Annotated in this window: 12 protein-coding genes; 11 read left to right on the top strand and 1 reads right to left on the bottom strand. The window is 70.9% G+C overall.

Features of this window, described 5'->3' with window-relative positions:
* Window positions 1-26: 26 nt before the first annotated feature.
* From ABGB21_RS02925 to ABGB21_RS02970, 10 genes are all read left to right on the top strand, one after another.
* Window positions 27-2513 (top strand): NADH-quinone oxidoreductase subunit G, encoded by a 2487-nt coding sequence (locus ABGB21_RS02925; protein WP_347676239.1) that lies wholly within the window; start codon window positions 27-29, stop codon window positions 2511-2513.
* A 31-nt stretch (window positions 2514-2544) separates the two neighbouring features.
* Window positions 2545-3936, top strand: coding sequence for an NADH-quinone oxidoreductase subunit NuoH (nuoH, locus tag ABGB21_RS02930; RefSeq protein WP_347676241.1), 1392 nt, complete (start codon window positions 2545-2547; stop codon window positions 3934-3936).
* A 1-nt stretch (window position 3937) separates the two neighbouring features.
* Window positions 3938-4549, top strand: a complete 612-nt coding sequence (gene nuoI / locus ABGB21_RS02935) for an NADH-quinone oxidoreductase subunit NuoI (RefSeq protein ID WP_347656502.1) — start codon at window positions 3938-3940, stop codon at window positions 4547-4549.
* The gene (locus ABGB21_RS02940; protein WP_347656504.1) at window positions 4546-5316 is read left to right on the top strand and encodes an NADH-quinone oxidoreductase subunit J; all 771 of its coding nucleotides are present in this window, start codon (window positions 4546-4548) and stop codon (window positions 5314-5316) included. Before nuoI ends, ABGB21_RS02940 begins: the two co-directional genes overlap by 4 nt.
* Before the next feature lies 1 nt (window position 5317).
* Window positions 5318-5635 carry an NADH-quinone oxidoreductase subunit NuoK gene (gene nuoK, locus ABGB21_RS02945; protein ID WP_347656506.1) on the top strand — a complete coding sequence of 106 codons (318 nt, stop codon included), beginning with the start codon at window positions 5318-5320 and terminating at the stop codon, window positions 5633-5635.
* Between the two features lie 13 nt (window positions 5636-5648).
* Entirely contained in the window at window positions 5649-7565 is a 1917-nt protein-coding gene (gene nuoL, locus ABGB21_RS02950; protein ID WP_347656508.1) for an NADH-quinone oxidoreductase subunit L, read from the top strand.
* Between the two features lie 82 nt (window positions 7566-7647).
* Window positions 7648-9183, top strand: a complete 1536-nt coding sequence (locus tag ABGB21_RS02955; protein WP_347656510.1) for an NADH-quinone oxidoreductase subunit M — start codon at window positions 7648-7650, stop codon at window positions 9181-9183.
* A gap of 61 nt (window positions 9184-9244) precedes the next feature.
* Window positions 9245-10801 (top strand): NADH-quinone oxidoreductase subunit NuoN, encoded by a 1557-nt coding sequence (gene nuoN / locus ABGB21_RS02960; protein ID WP_347656582.1) that lies wholly within the window; start codon window positions 9245-9247, stop codon window positions 10799-10801.
* 68 nt (window positions 10802-10869) lie between these two features.
* Window positions 10870-11901, top strand: coding sequence for a polyprenyl synthetase family protein (locus tag ABGB21_RS02965; RefSeq protein WP_347656512.1), 1032 nt, complete (start codon window positions 10870-10872; stop codon window positions 11899-11901).
* A gap of 59 nt (window positions 11902-11960) precedes the next feature.
* Window positions 11961-12737 (top strand): DUF1963 domain-containing protein, encoded by a 777-nt coding sequence (locus ABGB21_RS02970; RefSeq protein ID WP_347676243.1) that lies wholly within the window; start codon window positions 11961-11963, stop codon window positions 12735-12737.
* Here the strand turns inward: ABGB21_RS02970 and ABGB21_RS02975 are convergent.
* Window positions 12703-13911, bottom strand: a complete 1209-nt coding sequence (locus tag ABGB21_RS02975; protein ID WP_347656515.1) for an MFS transporter — start codon at window positions 13909-13911, stop codon at window positions 12703-12705. The genes ABGB21_RS02970 and ABGB21_RS02975 overlap by 35 nt on opposite strands.
* Window positions 13912-14063: 152 nt before the next feature.
* Here ABGB21_RS02975 and ABGB21_RS02980 point away from each other — a divergent pair, with 152 nt between their 5' ends.
* Complete coding sequence (locus ABGB21_RS02980) at window positions 14064-14846, top strand: helix-turn-helix domain-containing protein (RefSeq protein ID WP_347656517.1); 783 nt, start codon at window positions 14064-14066, stop codon at window positions 14844-14846.
* The last annotated feature ends 20 nt before the right edge of the window (window positions 14847-14866 follow it).

Consider the following 14866-nt stretch of genomic DNA (forward strand, 5'->3'; position numbering starts at 1 on the left):
GCACTCGCGAAGGAGGGGCGGCCCTCATGACGGACGTTGCTAAGAAGGCCGACACCGTCACACTCACCATCGACGGCATCGAGGTCACCGCGCCGAAGGGCGCGCTGCTGATCCGGGTCGCCGAGCAGTTGGGCATCGAGATCCCGCGGTTCTGCGACCACCCGCTGCTCGCGCCGGCCGGCGCCTGCCGGCAGTGTCTGGTCGAGGTGGAGGGGCAGCGCAAGCCGGTCGCCTCCTGCACCCAGACGGTGGCCGAGGGCATGGTGGTCCGGACCCAGCTCAGCTCCCCGGTCGCCGCGAAGGCGCAGCAGGGCATCATGGAGCTGCTGCTGATCAACCACCCGCTCGACTGCCCGATGTGTGACAAGGGCGGTGAGTGCCCGCTGCAGAACCAGGCGATGTCGACCGGCCGCACCGACAGCCGGTTCCAGGAGCAGAAGCGGGAGTACCCGAAGCCGCTCCCGATCTCCACCCAGGTGCTGCTGGACCGCGAGCGCTGCGTGCTCTGCCAGCGCTGCACCCGGTTCTCCGAGGAGATCGCCGGTGACAAGTTCATCGACCTGATGAACCGGTCGAGCGCCGAGGAGATCAACGTCTACCGGGACGAGGTCTACGGCGGCGAGGAGGGCGACGAGGGCGACGTCCCGTTCAACTCCTACTTCTCCGGCAACACGGTGCAGATCTGCCCGGTCGGCGCGCTGACCGGCGCCCAGTACCGGTTCCGGGCCCGCCCGTTCGACCTGGTCTCCACCCCGAGCGTCTGCGAGCACTGCTCGGCCGGCTGCGCCCAGCGCACCGACCACCGGCGCGGCAAGGTGATGCGCCGGCTGGCCGGCGACGACCCGGCGGTGAACGAGGAGTGGAACTGCGACAAGGGCCGCTGGGGCTTCCGGTACGCCACCGCCAACGAGCGGGTCACCACGCCGCTGCTGCGTGACCGCCGTACCGGTGAGCTGCGCGAGGCCTCCTGGAGCGAGGCGCTGGCGTACACCGCCGAGAAGCTGCGCGACGCCCGGGACGCGGGTTCCGGTGTCGGCGTACTGACCGGCGGCCGGCTCACCGTCGAGGACGCGTACGCCTACGCCAAGTTCGCCCGGGTAGCGCTGCACAGCAACGACGTCGACTTCCGGGCCCGGCCGGTCTCCGCCGAGGAGGCCCAGTTCCTGGCCAGCACGGTCGCCGGCACCACCGACGTCAGCTACGCCGACGTGGAGAACGCGCCGGTCGTGGTGATCGCCGGACTGGAGCCGGAGGAGGAGTGCCCGATCCTCTTCCTGCGGCTGCGCAAGGCGTACAACAAGAAGCGTCTGAAGGTGCTGGCGCTGGCGCCGTTCGCCAGCCGGGGCCTGGTCAAGCTCGGCGCGACAGTGCTGACCGCGGTCCCCGGCGACGAGGCCCGGCTGCTGGCCGAGGACCCGACGGTCGCCGAGGCGCTGCGCCAGCCGGGCGCGGTGCTGCTGGTCGGCGAGCGGCTGGGGACCGTACCCGGCGGGCTCTCCGCCGCCGCCGAGCTGGCCGAGACCACCGGGGCCAAGCTGGCCTGGGTGCCCCGGCGGGCCGGCGACCGCGGCGCGGTCGACGCGGGTCTGCTGCCGAACCTGCTCCCCGGCGGCCGGCCGGTCACCGACCCGGCGGCCCGGGCCGAGCTGGCCGAGCTCTGGGACCTGGCGGCCGGGGTCATCCCGAGCGCGCCCGGCCGGGACACCGACGGCATCCTCGCCGCCGCCGCGTCCGGCGGCCTCGGCGCGCTGGTGGTGGCCGGGGTCGACCCGGCCGACCTGGCCGACCCGAGGCTGGCCGACGAGGCGCTGGAGACGGTGCCGTTCCTGGTCAGCCTGGAGCTGCGGCACACCGCGGTGACCCGCCGCGCGGACGTGGTCTTCCCGGTCGCCCCGGTGGTGGAGAAGCCCGGCAGCTTCCTGGACTGGGAAGGCCGGCTGCGTACCTTCGACGCGGTCCTGAACACCACGGCGATGACCGACGCCCGGGTGCTGGACGCGATCGCCGCCCAGCTCGACGTGCGGCTCGGCACCGGCGACGTGTTCAGCGTCCGCCGGGAACTCGGCGCGCTGCCACCGACCCGGGCCACCCGGACCGCCGCCCCGGCGGTGGCGCCGGCCGAACCGGCCCGGCCGGGTGCCGGCGAGGCGGTCCTGGCCACCTGGCACCAGCTGGTCGACAACGGCACGCTGATCGAGGGCGACCCGCACCTCGGCGGTACGGCCCGGCCGTCGCTGGTCCGGCTCGGCAAGGGCACCGCGGAGGCGCTCGGGGTCGCGGAGGGCGACGCGGTCACGATCGGCACGGAACGGGGCGCGCTCACCCTGCCGGTGGCGATCACCGACATGCCGGACGGGGTGGTCTGGCTGCCCACCAACTCGCCCGGTGCGACCGTACGGCGCAGCCTCGGGGTGACCTCCGGAGCGATCGTCCGGCTGACCGCCGGACCGGTCGCCGCCGATGCTGCCGCCGCGCCGGGACCGCTGCTGAACACTGCTGGAGGCCTCCAGTGAGCACCGCAGTCGCGAACAGAGGGGAAGCCCGGTGAGCGGACTCACCTACCTCGCCCAGGATCCGACGCTGCAGGACTTCGGCAGGGATCCGTGGTGGCTGGTCCTGATCAAGATCGTCGGGGCCTTTGTCTTCGCCGTCCTGGCGACCCTGCTCGGGGTCTGGTTCGAGCGGCGCGTGGTGGCCCGGATGGCCCAGCGTCCCGGTCTGAACCAGATCGGCCCGTTCGGCCTGCTGCAGACCCTCGCCGACGGTCTCAAGATGGCCTTCAAGGAGGACATCCTCCCGAAGGCGGCGGACAAGGTCGTCTACTTCTTCGCCCCGACCATCTCGGTGATCAGCGCGGTCACCGCGCTGTCGGTGGTGCCGTTCGGCCCGATGGTGAGCATCTTCGGTGAGCGGACGCCACTGCAGGTCACCGACGTCTCGGTGGCGGTGCTGGTGCTGCTGGCCTGCTCGTCGATGGGCGTCTACGGCATCGTGCTCGGCGGGTGGGCGTCCGGTTCGACGTACCCGCTGCTCGGTGGTCTCCGGTCGACGGCGCAGATGATCTCGTACGAGGTGGCGATGGGTCTGTCCATCGTCGCGGTCTTCATGACCGCCGGCACCATGTCGACAAGCGGGATCGTCGCCGCCCAGGGGGACGGCACCCGGCTGAACATCGCCGGCGTCGACCTGCCCGCCCCCGGCTGGTACGCCATCCTGCTGCTGCCGAGCTTCGTCATCTTCTTCATCTCCACCGTCGGTGAGACGAACCGGGCGCCGTTCGACCTGCCCGAGGCGGAGTCTGAGCTGGTCGCGGGCTTCATGACCGAGTACAGCTCGCTGAAGTTCGCGCTCTTCATGCTCTCCGAGTACGTCGCCATGGTGACCATGTCGGCGGTCACCGTGACGCTCTTCCTCGGCGGCTGGCGGGCGCCGTACCCGATCACCCTCTGGGAGGGGGCGAACTCCGGCTGGTGGCCGCTGCTCTGGTTCATGGGCAAGGTCATCGCGCTGGTCTTCGTCTTCATCTGGCTGCGCGGCACCCTGCCCCGGCTCCGGTACGACCAGTTCATGCGGCTCGGCTGGAAGGTGCTGCTGCCGATCAACCTGGTCTGGATCCTGGTCCTGGCCGGCATCCGCACCCTGCAGAAGGAAGACCTCGGCACCACCACCAAGGCCCTGATCGCCGCCGGGACGGTGCTGACCGTGCTGCTGGTCTCGCTGCTCTGGCCGAGCAGGCCGCAGCCGCCGAAGCGGACGCTGCAGGAACAGGTGAACCGGCGCCCGACGGGCAGCTTCCCGCTGCCGCCGATGGATCTGCAGGTGCCGCCGAGCCCCCGGATGAAGCGTGCGGTCGCCGAACGCGAGCCGGCGAACGCGGTCGAGGGCGAGCCCGCGAGCGTGGGCGCCGGTACCGGCTCCGACGAGAAGGAGGTGTGACGTGGGCGCGATCACCGGAACGTTCAAGGGCTTCGGGGTCACCTTCTCGCACATGTTCAAGAAGGTCGTCACCACCGACTATCCGTTCAAGCCGCCGGTTTCGGCGCCGCGCTACCACGGGCGGCACATCCTCAACCGGCACCCGGACGGGCTGGAGAAGTGCATCGGCTGTGAGCTGTGCGCCTGGGCCTGCCCGGCGGACGCGATCTACGTCGAGGGTGGCGACAACACGGAGGAGCAGCGCTTCTCGCCGGGCGAGCGGTACGCGAAGACGTACCAGATCAACTACGCCCGGTGCATCTTCTGCGGACTCTGCATCGAGGCCTGCCCGACCCGCTCGCTCACCATGAGCAACGAGTACGAACTGGCCCGGGACAGCCGGCAGGACCTGATCTTCACCAAGGAGCAGCTGCTGGCGCCGCTGCTGCCCGGGATGGAGCAGCCGCCGCACCCGATGCGACTCGGTGACACCGAGAAGGACTACTACATCGGCGCACTCACCAACCCGGGCACCTCGGCCGGCGCGGAGCGCGCACCCTGGGCGGACAACACCGCCGTGGACGGCTCGGGACCGGCCGCCGGTACGGCTGCCGCCGGAGAGAAGGCGTCATGACGACACAGACGGTGCTCGCCGCCGCCGGCGGGGTGACCGGCGGGGAACAGGTGACCTTCTGGATCCTCGCCCCGCTCGCCCTGATCGGCGCGCTCGGCATGGTCTGGGCGCGCAACGCGGTGCACTCGGCGCTCTGGCTGGTGCTGACGATGCTCTGCCTCGGCGTCTTCTACGTGCTGCAGGCCGGACCGTTCATCGGCATGGTGCAGATCATCGTCTACACCGGCGCGATCATGATGCTCTTCCTGTTCGTGCTGATGCTGGTCGGCCGGGACGCCACGGACTCGCTGATCGAGACGCTGCGCGGGCAGCGGGTCGCGGCGATCGTGCTCGGCCTCGGCTTCGGCACCCTGGTCGCCACCGGCCTGTGGCGGGCCATCGGCCAGTCCGACGCCGTCGGCCTGGAGCAGGCGAACGCGAACGGCAACGTGCAGGGAATCGCGACGCTGCTCTTCACGAAGTACGTCTTCGCGTTCGAGATCACCTCGGCGCTGCTGATCACCGCCGCGGTCGGCGCGATGGTGCTGGCCCACGTCGAGCGGCGCCGCCAGGACCGGATGGACCAGGTGGCGACGATGAAGGCCCGGTTCCGGCCCGGCAACTACCCCGGCCCGAAGCCCGGCCCCGGCGTCTACGCCACCTCGTCCTCGGTCGCCACCCCGGCCCGGCTGCCCGACGGCGCGGTGACCGAGCGGAGCGTTCCGCAGATCCTGCCGCAGCGTGAACTGGCCGACGAGGAGATCGCGCTGAAGGGGACGGAGAAATAACATGTCGGACTTCTTCTCGGTTTCGCCGACCCACTACCTGATCCTCGCCTCGGTGCTCTTCACCATCGGCGCGCTCGGGGTGCTGGTCCGGCGCAACGCGATCGTCCTCTTCATGTGCATCGAGCTGATGCTCAACGCGGCCAACCTGGCGCTGGTCACGTTCAGCCGGATCAACGGCGACCTGAACGGTCAGATCATGGCGTTCTTCGTCATGGTGGTGGCCGCCGCCGAGGTTGTGGTCGGGCTGGCCATCATCATGACGATCTTCCGGACTCGGCGCTCGGCGAGCGTCGACGACGCCAACCTGTTGAAGTACTAAGAGGGGCCCACCAGTGGAACATACTGTGGAGTACGCCCAGGCCACGGGGTTGTTGGGCAGCGTGTGGCTGCTGGTGGCGATCCCGCTGGTCAGCGCGGCGATCCTCCTGCTGCTCGGCCGGCGGGCGGACCGGTGGGGGCACTGGCTCGGCGTCGCCAGCGTCGGTGTCGCCTTCGTGCTCGGCCTGACCTACTTCTTCCAGCTGCGCGGCCTGGAGAACCGCTCGGTCGAGCGCAGCCTCTGGGAGTTCATCACCGTCGGCGACCTGCACGTCGACTTCGGCCTGCTCTTCGACCCGCTGGCCGCGGTCTTCGTCCTGCTGATCACCGGGGTGGGCTTCCTGATCCACCTGTACGCGGTCGAGTACATGCGCCACGACGCCGGCCGGCGACGGTTCTTCGGGTTCTTCAACCTCTTCGTCGCCGCGATGCTGCTGCTGGTGCTCGGCAACAACTACGTGATGCTCTACGTCGGCTGGGAGGGCGTCGGTGTCGCGTCGTACCTGCTGATCTCGTTCTGGCAGGACCGGCCGAGCGCGGCCACCGCCGGCAAGAAGGCTTTCCTGATGAACCGGGTCGGTGACGCCGGCCTGGCGATCGCCATCTTCATCATGTTCGCCACCCTGGGCAGCACCCAGTACGCCGACGTCTTCAACGGCGCGGGCGCGCTGGCCGGCGGCACCGTCCTGGTGATGGGCCTGCTGCTGCTGCTCGGTGCGGCCGGCAAGTCCGGCCAGTTCCCGCTGCAGGCCTGGTTGCCGGACGCGATGGAGGGCCCCACCCCGGTCTCCGCGCTGATCCACGCCGCGACGATGGTGACCGCCGGCGTCTACCTGATCGCCCGGTCCAACCCGATCTTCTCGCTCGACCCGACGCTGCAGACCGTGGTGGTCAGCGTCGGCGCGCTGACCCTGCTGATGGGCTGCATCATCGGCGCCGCCAAGGACGACATCAAGCGGGTCCTGGCCTGGTCGACGGTGAGCCAGATCGGCTACATGTTCCTCGGCGTCGGGCTCGGCGGCGGGGCGTACGCGCTGGCCATCATCCACCTGCTGGCGCACGGCTTCTTCAAGGCCAACATGTTCCTCGGCGCCGGCTCGGTCATGCACGGCATGAACGACCAGGTCGACATCCGCCGCTTCGGCGGGTTGGCGAAGTACATGCGGATCACCTGGGTCACCTTCGGCCTCGGCTGGCTGGCGATCATCGGCATGTTCCCGTTCTCCGGCTACTTCACCAAGGAGCCGATCATCGTCGAGGCGTTCGCCCGCGAGGGCTGGACCGCCTGGCTCTACGGCGGTGCCGCACTGCTCGGCGCCGGACTGACCGCCTTCTACATGACCCGGCTCTTCGTCCTCACCTTCCACGGCCCGAAGCGGTGGACCGAGGACATCCACCACCCGCACGAATCCCCGCTGTTGATGACCGTGCCGCTGATCCTGCTCGGTCTCGGCTCGGTGGTCGCCGGCTTCCTGATGAAGAGCCCGGTCGCCCAGTGGCTGACGCCGGTGCTCGGACACGGTGAGCACCACGAGCCGGTGCTTTCGCACACCGTGATCACCGTGCTGTCGCTCGCCCTCACCGTGCTCGGTGCCGGACTGGCCTGGGTGTTGTTCCGCAACGGCACCGCCCCGCAGGAGCAGCCGGCCGGCGTACTGGTGACCGCGGCCCGGCGCAACCTGTACACCGACGCGTTCAACGTCGCGGTCTTCGAGAAGCCGGGCATCTTCCTCACCCGGGCGCTGGTCTTCCTCGACAACCGGGGCGTCGACGGGCTGGTCAACGGGCTCGCCGCCGCGGTCGGTGGCGGATCCGGCCGACTGCGCCGGCTGCAGACCGGTTTCGTCCGGTCGTACGCGACGTCCATTCTGACCGGCGCCCTGCTGGTGGTGGCGGCGTTCCTGGCCGTGCAGGCGGGGTGGTTCGCGTGACCCACCTGACCCGACCGGCCGGGCCGATCCGGCCGGCCGGAGTTTTCCGGCCGGGCACTGACGACGGAGGTAAGGCCGAATAATGTCCGACTTCCCCTTCCTCTCGGTGCTCACCGTCGCACCGCTGGTCGGCGGTCTGGTGCTGGTGTTCCTGCCGGCCAGCCGGGGTGAACTCGCCAAGCGCATCGCGCTCGGCTGGTCGCTCGCCGTCCTGGTGCTCGCGGTCTTCATGTGGTTCGCGTTCGACGCCGGCGGCGACCGGATGCAGTTGCGCGAGTCGTACTCCTGGATTCCGCGCTGGGGGGTGAACTTCACCTTCGCCGCGGACGGCATCGCCCTGGTGATGCTGGCGCTGATCGCGCTGCTCGTACCGCTGGTGATCCTGGCCTCCTGGCACGACGCGGACAACCTGAAGCGGTCGGTCCCGGTCTACTTCGCGCTGCTGCTCTTCCTGGAGAGCACGATGATCGGCGTCTTCGCCGCCGCCGACGTCTTCCTGTTCTACGTGTTCTTCGAGGTCATGCTGGTGCCGATGTACTTCCTCATCGGCAGCTACGGCGGCCACCAGCGCCAGTACGCCGCGGTGAAGTTCTTCCTCTACTCGCTGGTCGGCGGTCTGTTCATGCTGGCCGCGGTGATCGGCCTCTGGGCGGTCGGGGGCAAGACCTTCGACTGGCAGGCGCTGACCCAGATCGACATCTCCACCGGCACCGAGCGCTGGCTCTTCCTCGGCTTCTTCGTGGCGTTCGCGATCAAGGCGCCGTTCTTCCCGTTCCACACCTGGCTGCCGGACGCCGGTGGCGCCGCCCCGGCCGGCTCGGCCGCGCTGCTGGTCGGCGTGATGGACAAGGTCGGTACGTTCGGCATCCTGCGCTACTGCCTGCCGCTGTTCCCCGAGGCGTCGAAGTGGTTCGCCCCGTGGGCGATCGCCCTGGCGCTGGTCGGGATCATCTACGCGGCACTGCTCGCGGTCGGCCAGAACGACCTGAAGCGGCTGGTGTCGTACACCTCGATCGCGCACTTCGGGTTCATCGGCGTCGGCATCTTCGCCTTCACCAGCCAGGCCGGCAGCGGCGCGGTCCTCTACATGGTCAACCACGGTCTGGCCACCGGCCTGCTCTTCCTGGTGGTCGGCATGCTGGTCGCCCGGCGCGGGTCCGCGCTGATCAGCGACTTCGGTGGTGCGGGCAAGCTCGTCCCGGTGCTGGCCGGGGTGTTCTTCTTCGCCGGTCTCGCCTCGCTGGCGCTGCCCGGTACGGCGCCGTTCGTCTCCGAGTTCCTGGTGCTGATCGGGACGTACACGGTGAACAAGCCGGTAGCGATCATCGCCACCGCCGGCATCATCCTGGCCGCCGCGTACGTGCTGTGGATGGTGCAGCGCACCACCCAGGGCACCCTGAACCCGGCGTTGACCGGGGTCGAGGGGATGCGCCGGGACCTGTCGGTACGGGAGAAGGTCGTGGTCGCCCCGCTGATCGCGCTCCTGCTGGTCCTCGGCTTCTACCCGAAGCCGGTCACCGACGTCATCAACCCCGCCGTCCAGGCCACCATGGAGCAGGACCTCAACACCCAGGACCCGGCTCCGACCGTGGGCACCGTCCAGGAGGCACACCGGTGAGCCGCCTCCGCACGTCGGGTGCTGTCGTACGGCTCCCAGTCGCGAACGTAAGGAAGGTCCGATAATGGACTTCAAGCTTCCGGCGATCGACTACGCGGCACTCGCGCCGATGCTGATCCTCTTCGGGGCGTCCCTGCTCGGCGTCCTCGTCGAGGCGTTCGTCCCGCGGGCCCGGCGGCATCTGGTGCAGCTTGTCCTCGGCCTGCTCGCCGTGGTCGCCGCGGTGGTGATGGTGGTACTGAACGCCGACAAGCGGCAGGTCACCATCGGCGGCGCGGTCGCGGTCGACGGGCCGACGCTCTTCCTGCAGGGCGCGATCCTGGTGCTGGCCGGCATCTCGCTGCTGCTCATCGGGGAACGTACGGTGCAGCGGGGCGGTGCCTTCGTGGCGCACGCCGCGGTCACCGTCGGGTCGCCGGAGGACAGCCGGCAGGCCGAAAAGGAGGGCGGGCTGACCGAGGTCTACCCGCTGACCCTGTTCGCCGTCTCCGGCATGCTGCTCTTCGTCGCGGCGAACGACCTGCTGACGATGTTCATCGCCCTGGAGGCGTTCTCGCTGCCGCTCTACCTGCTCTGCGCGCTGGCCCGCCGCCGGCGGCTGCTGAGCCAGGAGGCGGCGCTGAAGTACTTCCTGCTCGGCTCGTACGCCTCGGCGTTCTTCCTGTTCGGCATGGCGCTGGTCTACGGCTACACGGTCGGGTCCGGCAACCAGGGCGGCGGGGTCGACTTCCAGACCATCCGGGACGCGGTCGGCAACTCGTCGGCCAGCCCGATCCTGCTGCTCGCCGGGCTGTCGCTGCTCGCCATCGGCCTGCTGTTCAAGATCGCGGCGGCGCCGTTCCACGTCTGGACCCCGGACGTCTACCAGGGCGCGCCGACCCCGATCACCGCCTTCATGGCGGCCTGCACCAAGGTCGCCGCGTTCGGCGGTCTGCTCCGGGTCCTCTACGTCGCGTTCTTCGGCGCGAACTGGGACTTCAAGCCGATCCTCGGCGTGATCGCCGTACTGACCATGCTGGTCGGCGCGGTGCTGGCGGTCACCCAGACCGACATCAAGCGGTTGCTCGCGTACTCGTCGGTGGCGAACGCCGGCTACCTGCTGGTCGGCGTTCTGGCGCTGTCCCGGGACGGGCTATCCAGCACGATGTTCTACCTGGTCGCGTACGGCTTCTCGGTGCTCGCCGCGTTCGGTGTGGTGACCCTGGTCCGGGACGCCGACGGCGAGGCCACCCACCTGTCCCGGTGGGCCGGGCTGGGCCGCCGCTCGCCGCTCTACGCCGGCCTGTTCACCTTTGTCCTGCTGGCCTTCGCCGGTATTCCGCTGACCAGCGGCTTCACCAGCAAGTTCGCGGTGTTCGGGGCGGCGCTGGACGCCGGACAGTCCTGGCTGGTGATCGCCGGTGTGCTGACCAGCATGATCCTCGCCTTCCCGTACCTGCGGGTGGTCGTGATGATGTGGCTCTCCGAGCCGGGTGACAACACCCCGACCGTCTCGCTGCCGGGCGGGCTGACCACCGCGGCGCTGATGATCGGTGTGCTCGCCACCCTGGTGCTCGGGGTCGCCCCGGCGCCGCTGCTGGACCTTGCCAACGGCGCCGCGGAGTTCGTGGGTCGATGACCGGTTCCCCCGCGCCCGCGACGTCACCGCCGGCATCCCCGCACCAGGTGATCGCCGAACCGTGTGGCATGGTTGAGGGCGTGGGGGGAACGGCTGACGGTTTGACGGCGCTCGGGATCGACCTCGTCGACGCACAGGTCGAGGCTTCGGTGACCCGGGTGCTCGGTGCGGTGGAGACCTCGCTGCGCGCCAATGTCACCAGCGCCGACCCGTTGGTGACCGAGGCCGCCCGGCATCTGCTGGACGCCGGCGGCAAGCGGTTCCGGCCGCTGCTGGTCGCGCTCGGCGCGCAGTTCGGGGATCCGGACGCCGCCCAGGTGGTGCCGGCGGCGGTGGTGATGGAGCTCACCCACCTGGCGACCCTCTACCACGACGACGTGATGGACGAGGCCGCGGTGCGGCGGGGCACGCCGAGCGCCAACTCGCGGTGGACGAACTCCGTCGCGATCCTGGTCGGCGACTTCCTCTTCGCCCGGGCCGCGGACATCGCCGCCGATCTCGGCACCGAGGCGGTCCGGTTGCAGGCCCGGGCCTTCGCCCGGCTGGTGCACGGCCAGATCGCCGAGACGGTCGGGCCGCGGGCCGGCGTCGACCCGGTCGCGCACTACCTGGACGTCATCGCCGAGAAGACCGGCTCGCTGATCGCCACCTCGGTACGCTTCGGCGGCATGTTCGGTGGCGCCCCGGCGGCGTACACCGAGGCGCTGGCCGGGTACGGCGAGACCATCGGCATGGCCTTCCAGCTCTCCGACGACCTGCTGGACATCGCCTCCGAGTCGGTGCAGTCGGGCAAGACCCCCGGCACCGACCTGCGGGAGGGGGTGCCCACCCTGCCGGTGTTGTACGCGCTCGCCGCCGACGACGGCGACGCCGCCTCGGTGCGGCTGCGGGAGATCCTCGCCCAGGGCCCGGTCACCGACGACGCGCTGCACGCCGAGGCGCTCGGCCTGCTGCGGGAGTCGCCGGCGATGAAACGCTCCTGGGAGACGGTCCGCAGCTACACCGAGGAAGCCCGCGCCCGGCTCGCCCCGCTGCCGGACGGTGCCCCACGGCGGGCCCTGGAAAGCCTCTGTGACTACATGGCCGACCGCACCAGCTGAGGTGTGAGGACGGGCCCCCTGCCGACGCCGGGGCGGGAGCGCCGTGCTGGGATGTCGGCGTGGATCTCCGAAGCGCACTGGACCGGCTCCGGAACGCCTGCGTCGCACGGTTCGGCGAACCGGCGGGCGTACGGCTGGCCGCGCTGGCCCGGCCCGGATTCGACCTGCGGCCGGCGACCGGCGACAACACCACCGGTCGGTGCGCGTTCGGCGGGCCGGCGCTGCTCGACCCGGGCACCCCGTGGCCGGAGTACGACGGCTTCCCGTTGAGCCTGCTCGCCGTGCTGGACACCGACGCGTTGGCGGACTGGCTCGGCGAACACCTGCCCCGACGGGTCGGGCTGCTGAACATCTTCGGGCTCGAACCGGCGAAGGGTGTGCCGTACCCGCCGGGGATGGACTTCGACGATCCGCGCTGGCTGCGGGTCGTGCCGGCCGACCCGGCGCGGGCCGTGCCGGTGCCGACCCCGGCGGGGGACGCCGCCCTCTTCGACCGGGTGCCGATCCGCGCGGTACCGCTGCTGACCATGCCGGACGTGTGGGGCGAGGCGGTACAGCGCATCGACTTCGGCGACGAACACCCGGTCGCGGTGGCCGACGCGATCGAGGAGTTCTACACCTCCTGTCCGGAGCTGGGCGAGGCGTCGGGCGCCTCGACGTTCGGGTGGCCGGTCGGCGAACTCGGCTCGGTCGGGAGCTGGCAGGACGACCACACCCATCTGTTGAAGCTCTGCGACGGTCCGTCCGAGATCCCGACGCTGTACTTCTCGATCCCCACCGAGGCGTTCCGGGCGGGTGACTTCAGCCGGGCGGTGGTGACGCAGGAGGTGTATTGACCCTCCCTCCCGTTCGCCGGCCGAGCAGCATGAGGGTGGCGGCCAGCAGCATCGCCGCCGCGGCGGTGAGCCACATCGTCGGGTAGTCGAGGTGGCCGGCGATCGTGCCGAGCCCGAGCGGGCCGAGGCAGCCGCCGGCGTACACCCCGGTCTGGGTGATCGAGGTGGCGGCGGCCGGTGCCTGCGGGTGGAGCCGGACCACCGCGAAGTTCAGCAGTCCGGGCCAGGCCCAGCCGATGCCGAAGCCGAGGGTGACGCCGACGACGAGCGGCACGGTTCCGGCGAGGGTGAGCAGGGCCAGCCCGCCGGCGCCGACGACCAGCATGCCGGCGATGACCGCGACGTGGCCGCCGGCGCGGCGGTCGGCCCACCAGCCGGTGCCGACCCGGCCGAGCAGGCAGAGCGCGCCGCCGAGGGTGAGCACCAGGCCGGCGACCGCGGGGGAGAGGCCCCGGGCCACCGCCGAGTCGACGACAAAGGTGCCGAGGGCGTTGGCGGAGGCGGCGGCGAGGGTGGCGGCGGCGCCGAGGAGGACCAGCGCCCCGGTGGGCCGACCGCCCCGCTGCCGGGTCGCCCGGGCGACCGGCCTCCGGTCGACGGGTACCAGCGGCAGGGTGGCCACGGCCAGCCCGGCGGCCAGGACAAACGCCCAGCGCCAGCCGACGGTCAGCGCCACGGCTGGTACGGCGGCACCGGCGAGCAGGGTGGCGGTCGGGATGGCGGACTGTTTGATGCCGAAGGAGAGGCCCTGCCGGCCGGGCGGTACGCCCCGGGCCAGTGCCGTGTTGCTGGCGAGTTGGCCGAGCGCGTTCGCGCCGGCGCCGATCGCGAGCAGGCCGACCAGGGTGGCGTAGGAGCGGGCCAGGACGGCGATCGCGAGGGTGGTGGTCGCGGCGAGCAGGATGCCGGCCCGGGCGACCAGGACCGGGCCGTACCGCTCGACGAGGGCGCCGGACGGGACGGAGGCGAGCGCGCTGACGCCGAAGTAGACGGCGACGGCGAGGCCGAGCCCGGCCGGCGAGAACCTGAGTTCGGCACCGAGTTGTACGGCGAGCCCACCGACCAGGAAGACCGGCAGGACGCAGGCGATGGTGGTGGCGGTGGCGCCGAGGACGGTGCGGGTGGGGTGGGCGAAGGGGGCGGGAGGCGGAGAAGTGAGAGGTAATTCGGCCATTTGCGACGAGCCTACGCGAGCCGCCCGTATGAACCGATCGTGTCGGTCGGTGCACGCACGGTCGCTGTAGATCTGGCATCCTCGATCCGAACGGGCATTTCGTTGGCGCCCGGTTTTTCATATTCTGTAAGTCCCCGGCGGCGGAGGTGGTTGTGCGCGACCCCTTGGCGGAACCTTCGGACCTGATCCGCAGCGTGTCGCGCGCCCTGCGCGTGCTTGAGGCGGTCGGACGGGCACCGAAGGGTCTGACCGTGAAGCAGATTGCCCGGCGTTGCGAGTTGACGGTCGCGACCACGTACCACCTGGTGCGCACACTCGCGTACGAGGGCTACGTGATCAGACGCGAGGACGGCACGTACATCGTCGGATTGGAGGTGGCCGACCGGTACCGCGAACTGGTGACCGCGTTCCGGGGGCCACCGGCGGTCGGCGAGTCGCTCCGGCGGGCCGCCTCGGAGACCGGGTACAGCCACTACCTGGGTCGGTTCGTCGGCGGGCAGGTGGCGGTCACCGCACTCGCCGAAGGGCCCCGGTCGCCGTACCTGGAGGACCTGGTGCCCGGCTTCGACGAGGGCGCCCACGCGACCGCGCTCGGCAAGGCGCTGCTCGCCACCCTCACCCCCGAACAGCGGTTCCGCTACCTGCGGGAGTACGGGATGCGGCCGTTCACCCAGCAGACCCTGACCGCCGCCGACGCCTTCGAGGCCGACCTGGCCGCCGGGGAACGCCGGGGGATGCAGCTGGAGCTGGGCCAGTTCCGGTCCGGGGTCGCCTGTGCGGCCGTACTGGTGGCGCCGGACAAGGACATGGAGCGGCGGACGGTGTTGGCCTGCGCGCTACCGGCGGCCGAGATGATGACCTCGGCCCGGGTGGTCCGGGCGAAGCTGCTCGCGGTGGCCCGCGCCGTCGCCGACGGCCTCGCCACCGAGCTCTGACCCGCCGCCGGCCGGCGCGA

Origin of the sequence: Plantactinospora sp. B24E8 (assembly GCF_039871735.1) — a bacterium.
In the GTDB taxonomy this organism is placed as follows: Bacteria; Actinomycetota; Actinomycetes; order Mycobacteriales; family Micromonosporaceae; genus Plantactinospora.

What these genes read in the sequence shown, in the direction of transcription:
- ABGB21_RS02925 (WP_347676239.1), top strand. Translation starts at nt 27, where the DNA reads ATGACGGACGTTGCTAAGAAGGCCGACACCGTCACACTCACCATCGAC.
- ABGB21_RS02940 (WP_347656504.1), top strand. Translation starts at nt 4,546, where the DNA reads ATGACGACACAGACGGTGCTCGCCGCCGCCGGCGGGGTGACCGGCGGG.
- nuoK (WP_347656506.1), top strand. Translation starts at nt 5,318, where the DNA reads ATGTCGGACTTCTTCTCGGTTTCGCCGACCCACTACCTGATCCTCGCC.
- ABGB21_RS02955 (WP_347656510.1), top strand. Translation starts at nt 7,648, where the DNA reads ATGTCCGACTTCCCCTTCCTCTCGGTGCTCACCGTCGCACCGCTGGTC.
- ABGB21_RS02965 (WP_347656512.1), top strand. Translation starts at nt 10,870, where the DNA reads ATGGTTGAGGGCGTGGGGGGAACGGCTGACGGTTTGACGGCGCTCGGG.
- ABGB21_RS02975 (WP_347656515.1), bottom strand. Translation starts at nt 13,911, where the DNA reads ATGGCCGAATTACCTCTCACTTCTCCGCCTCCCGCCCCCTTCGCCCAC.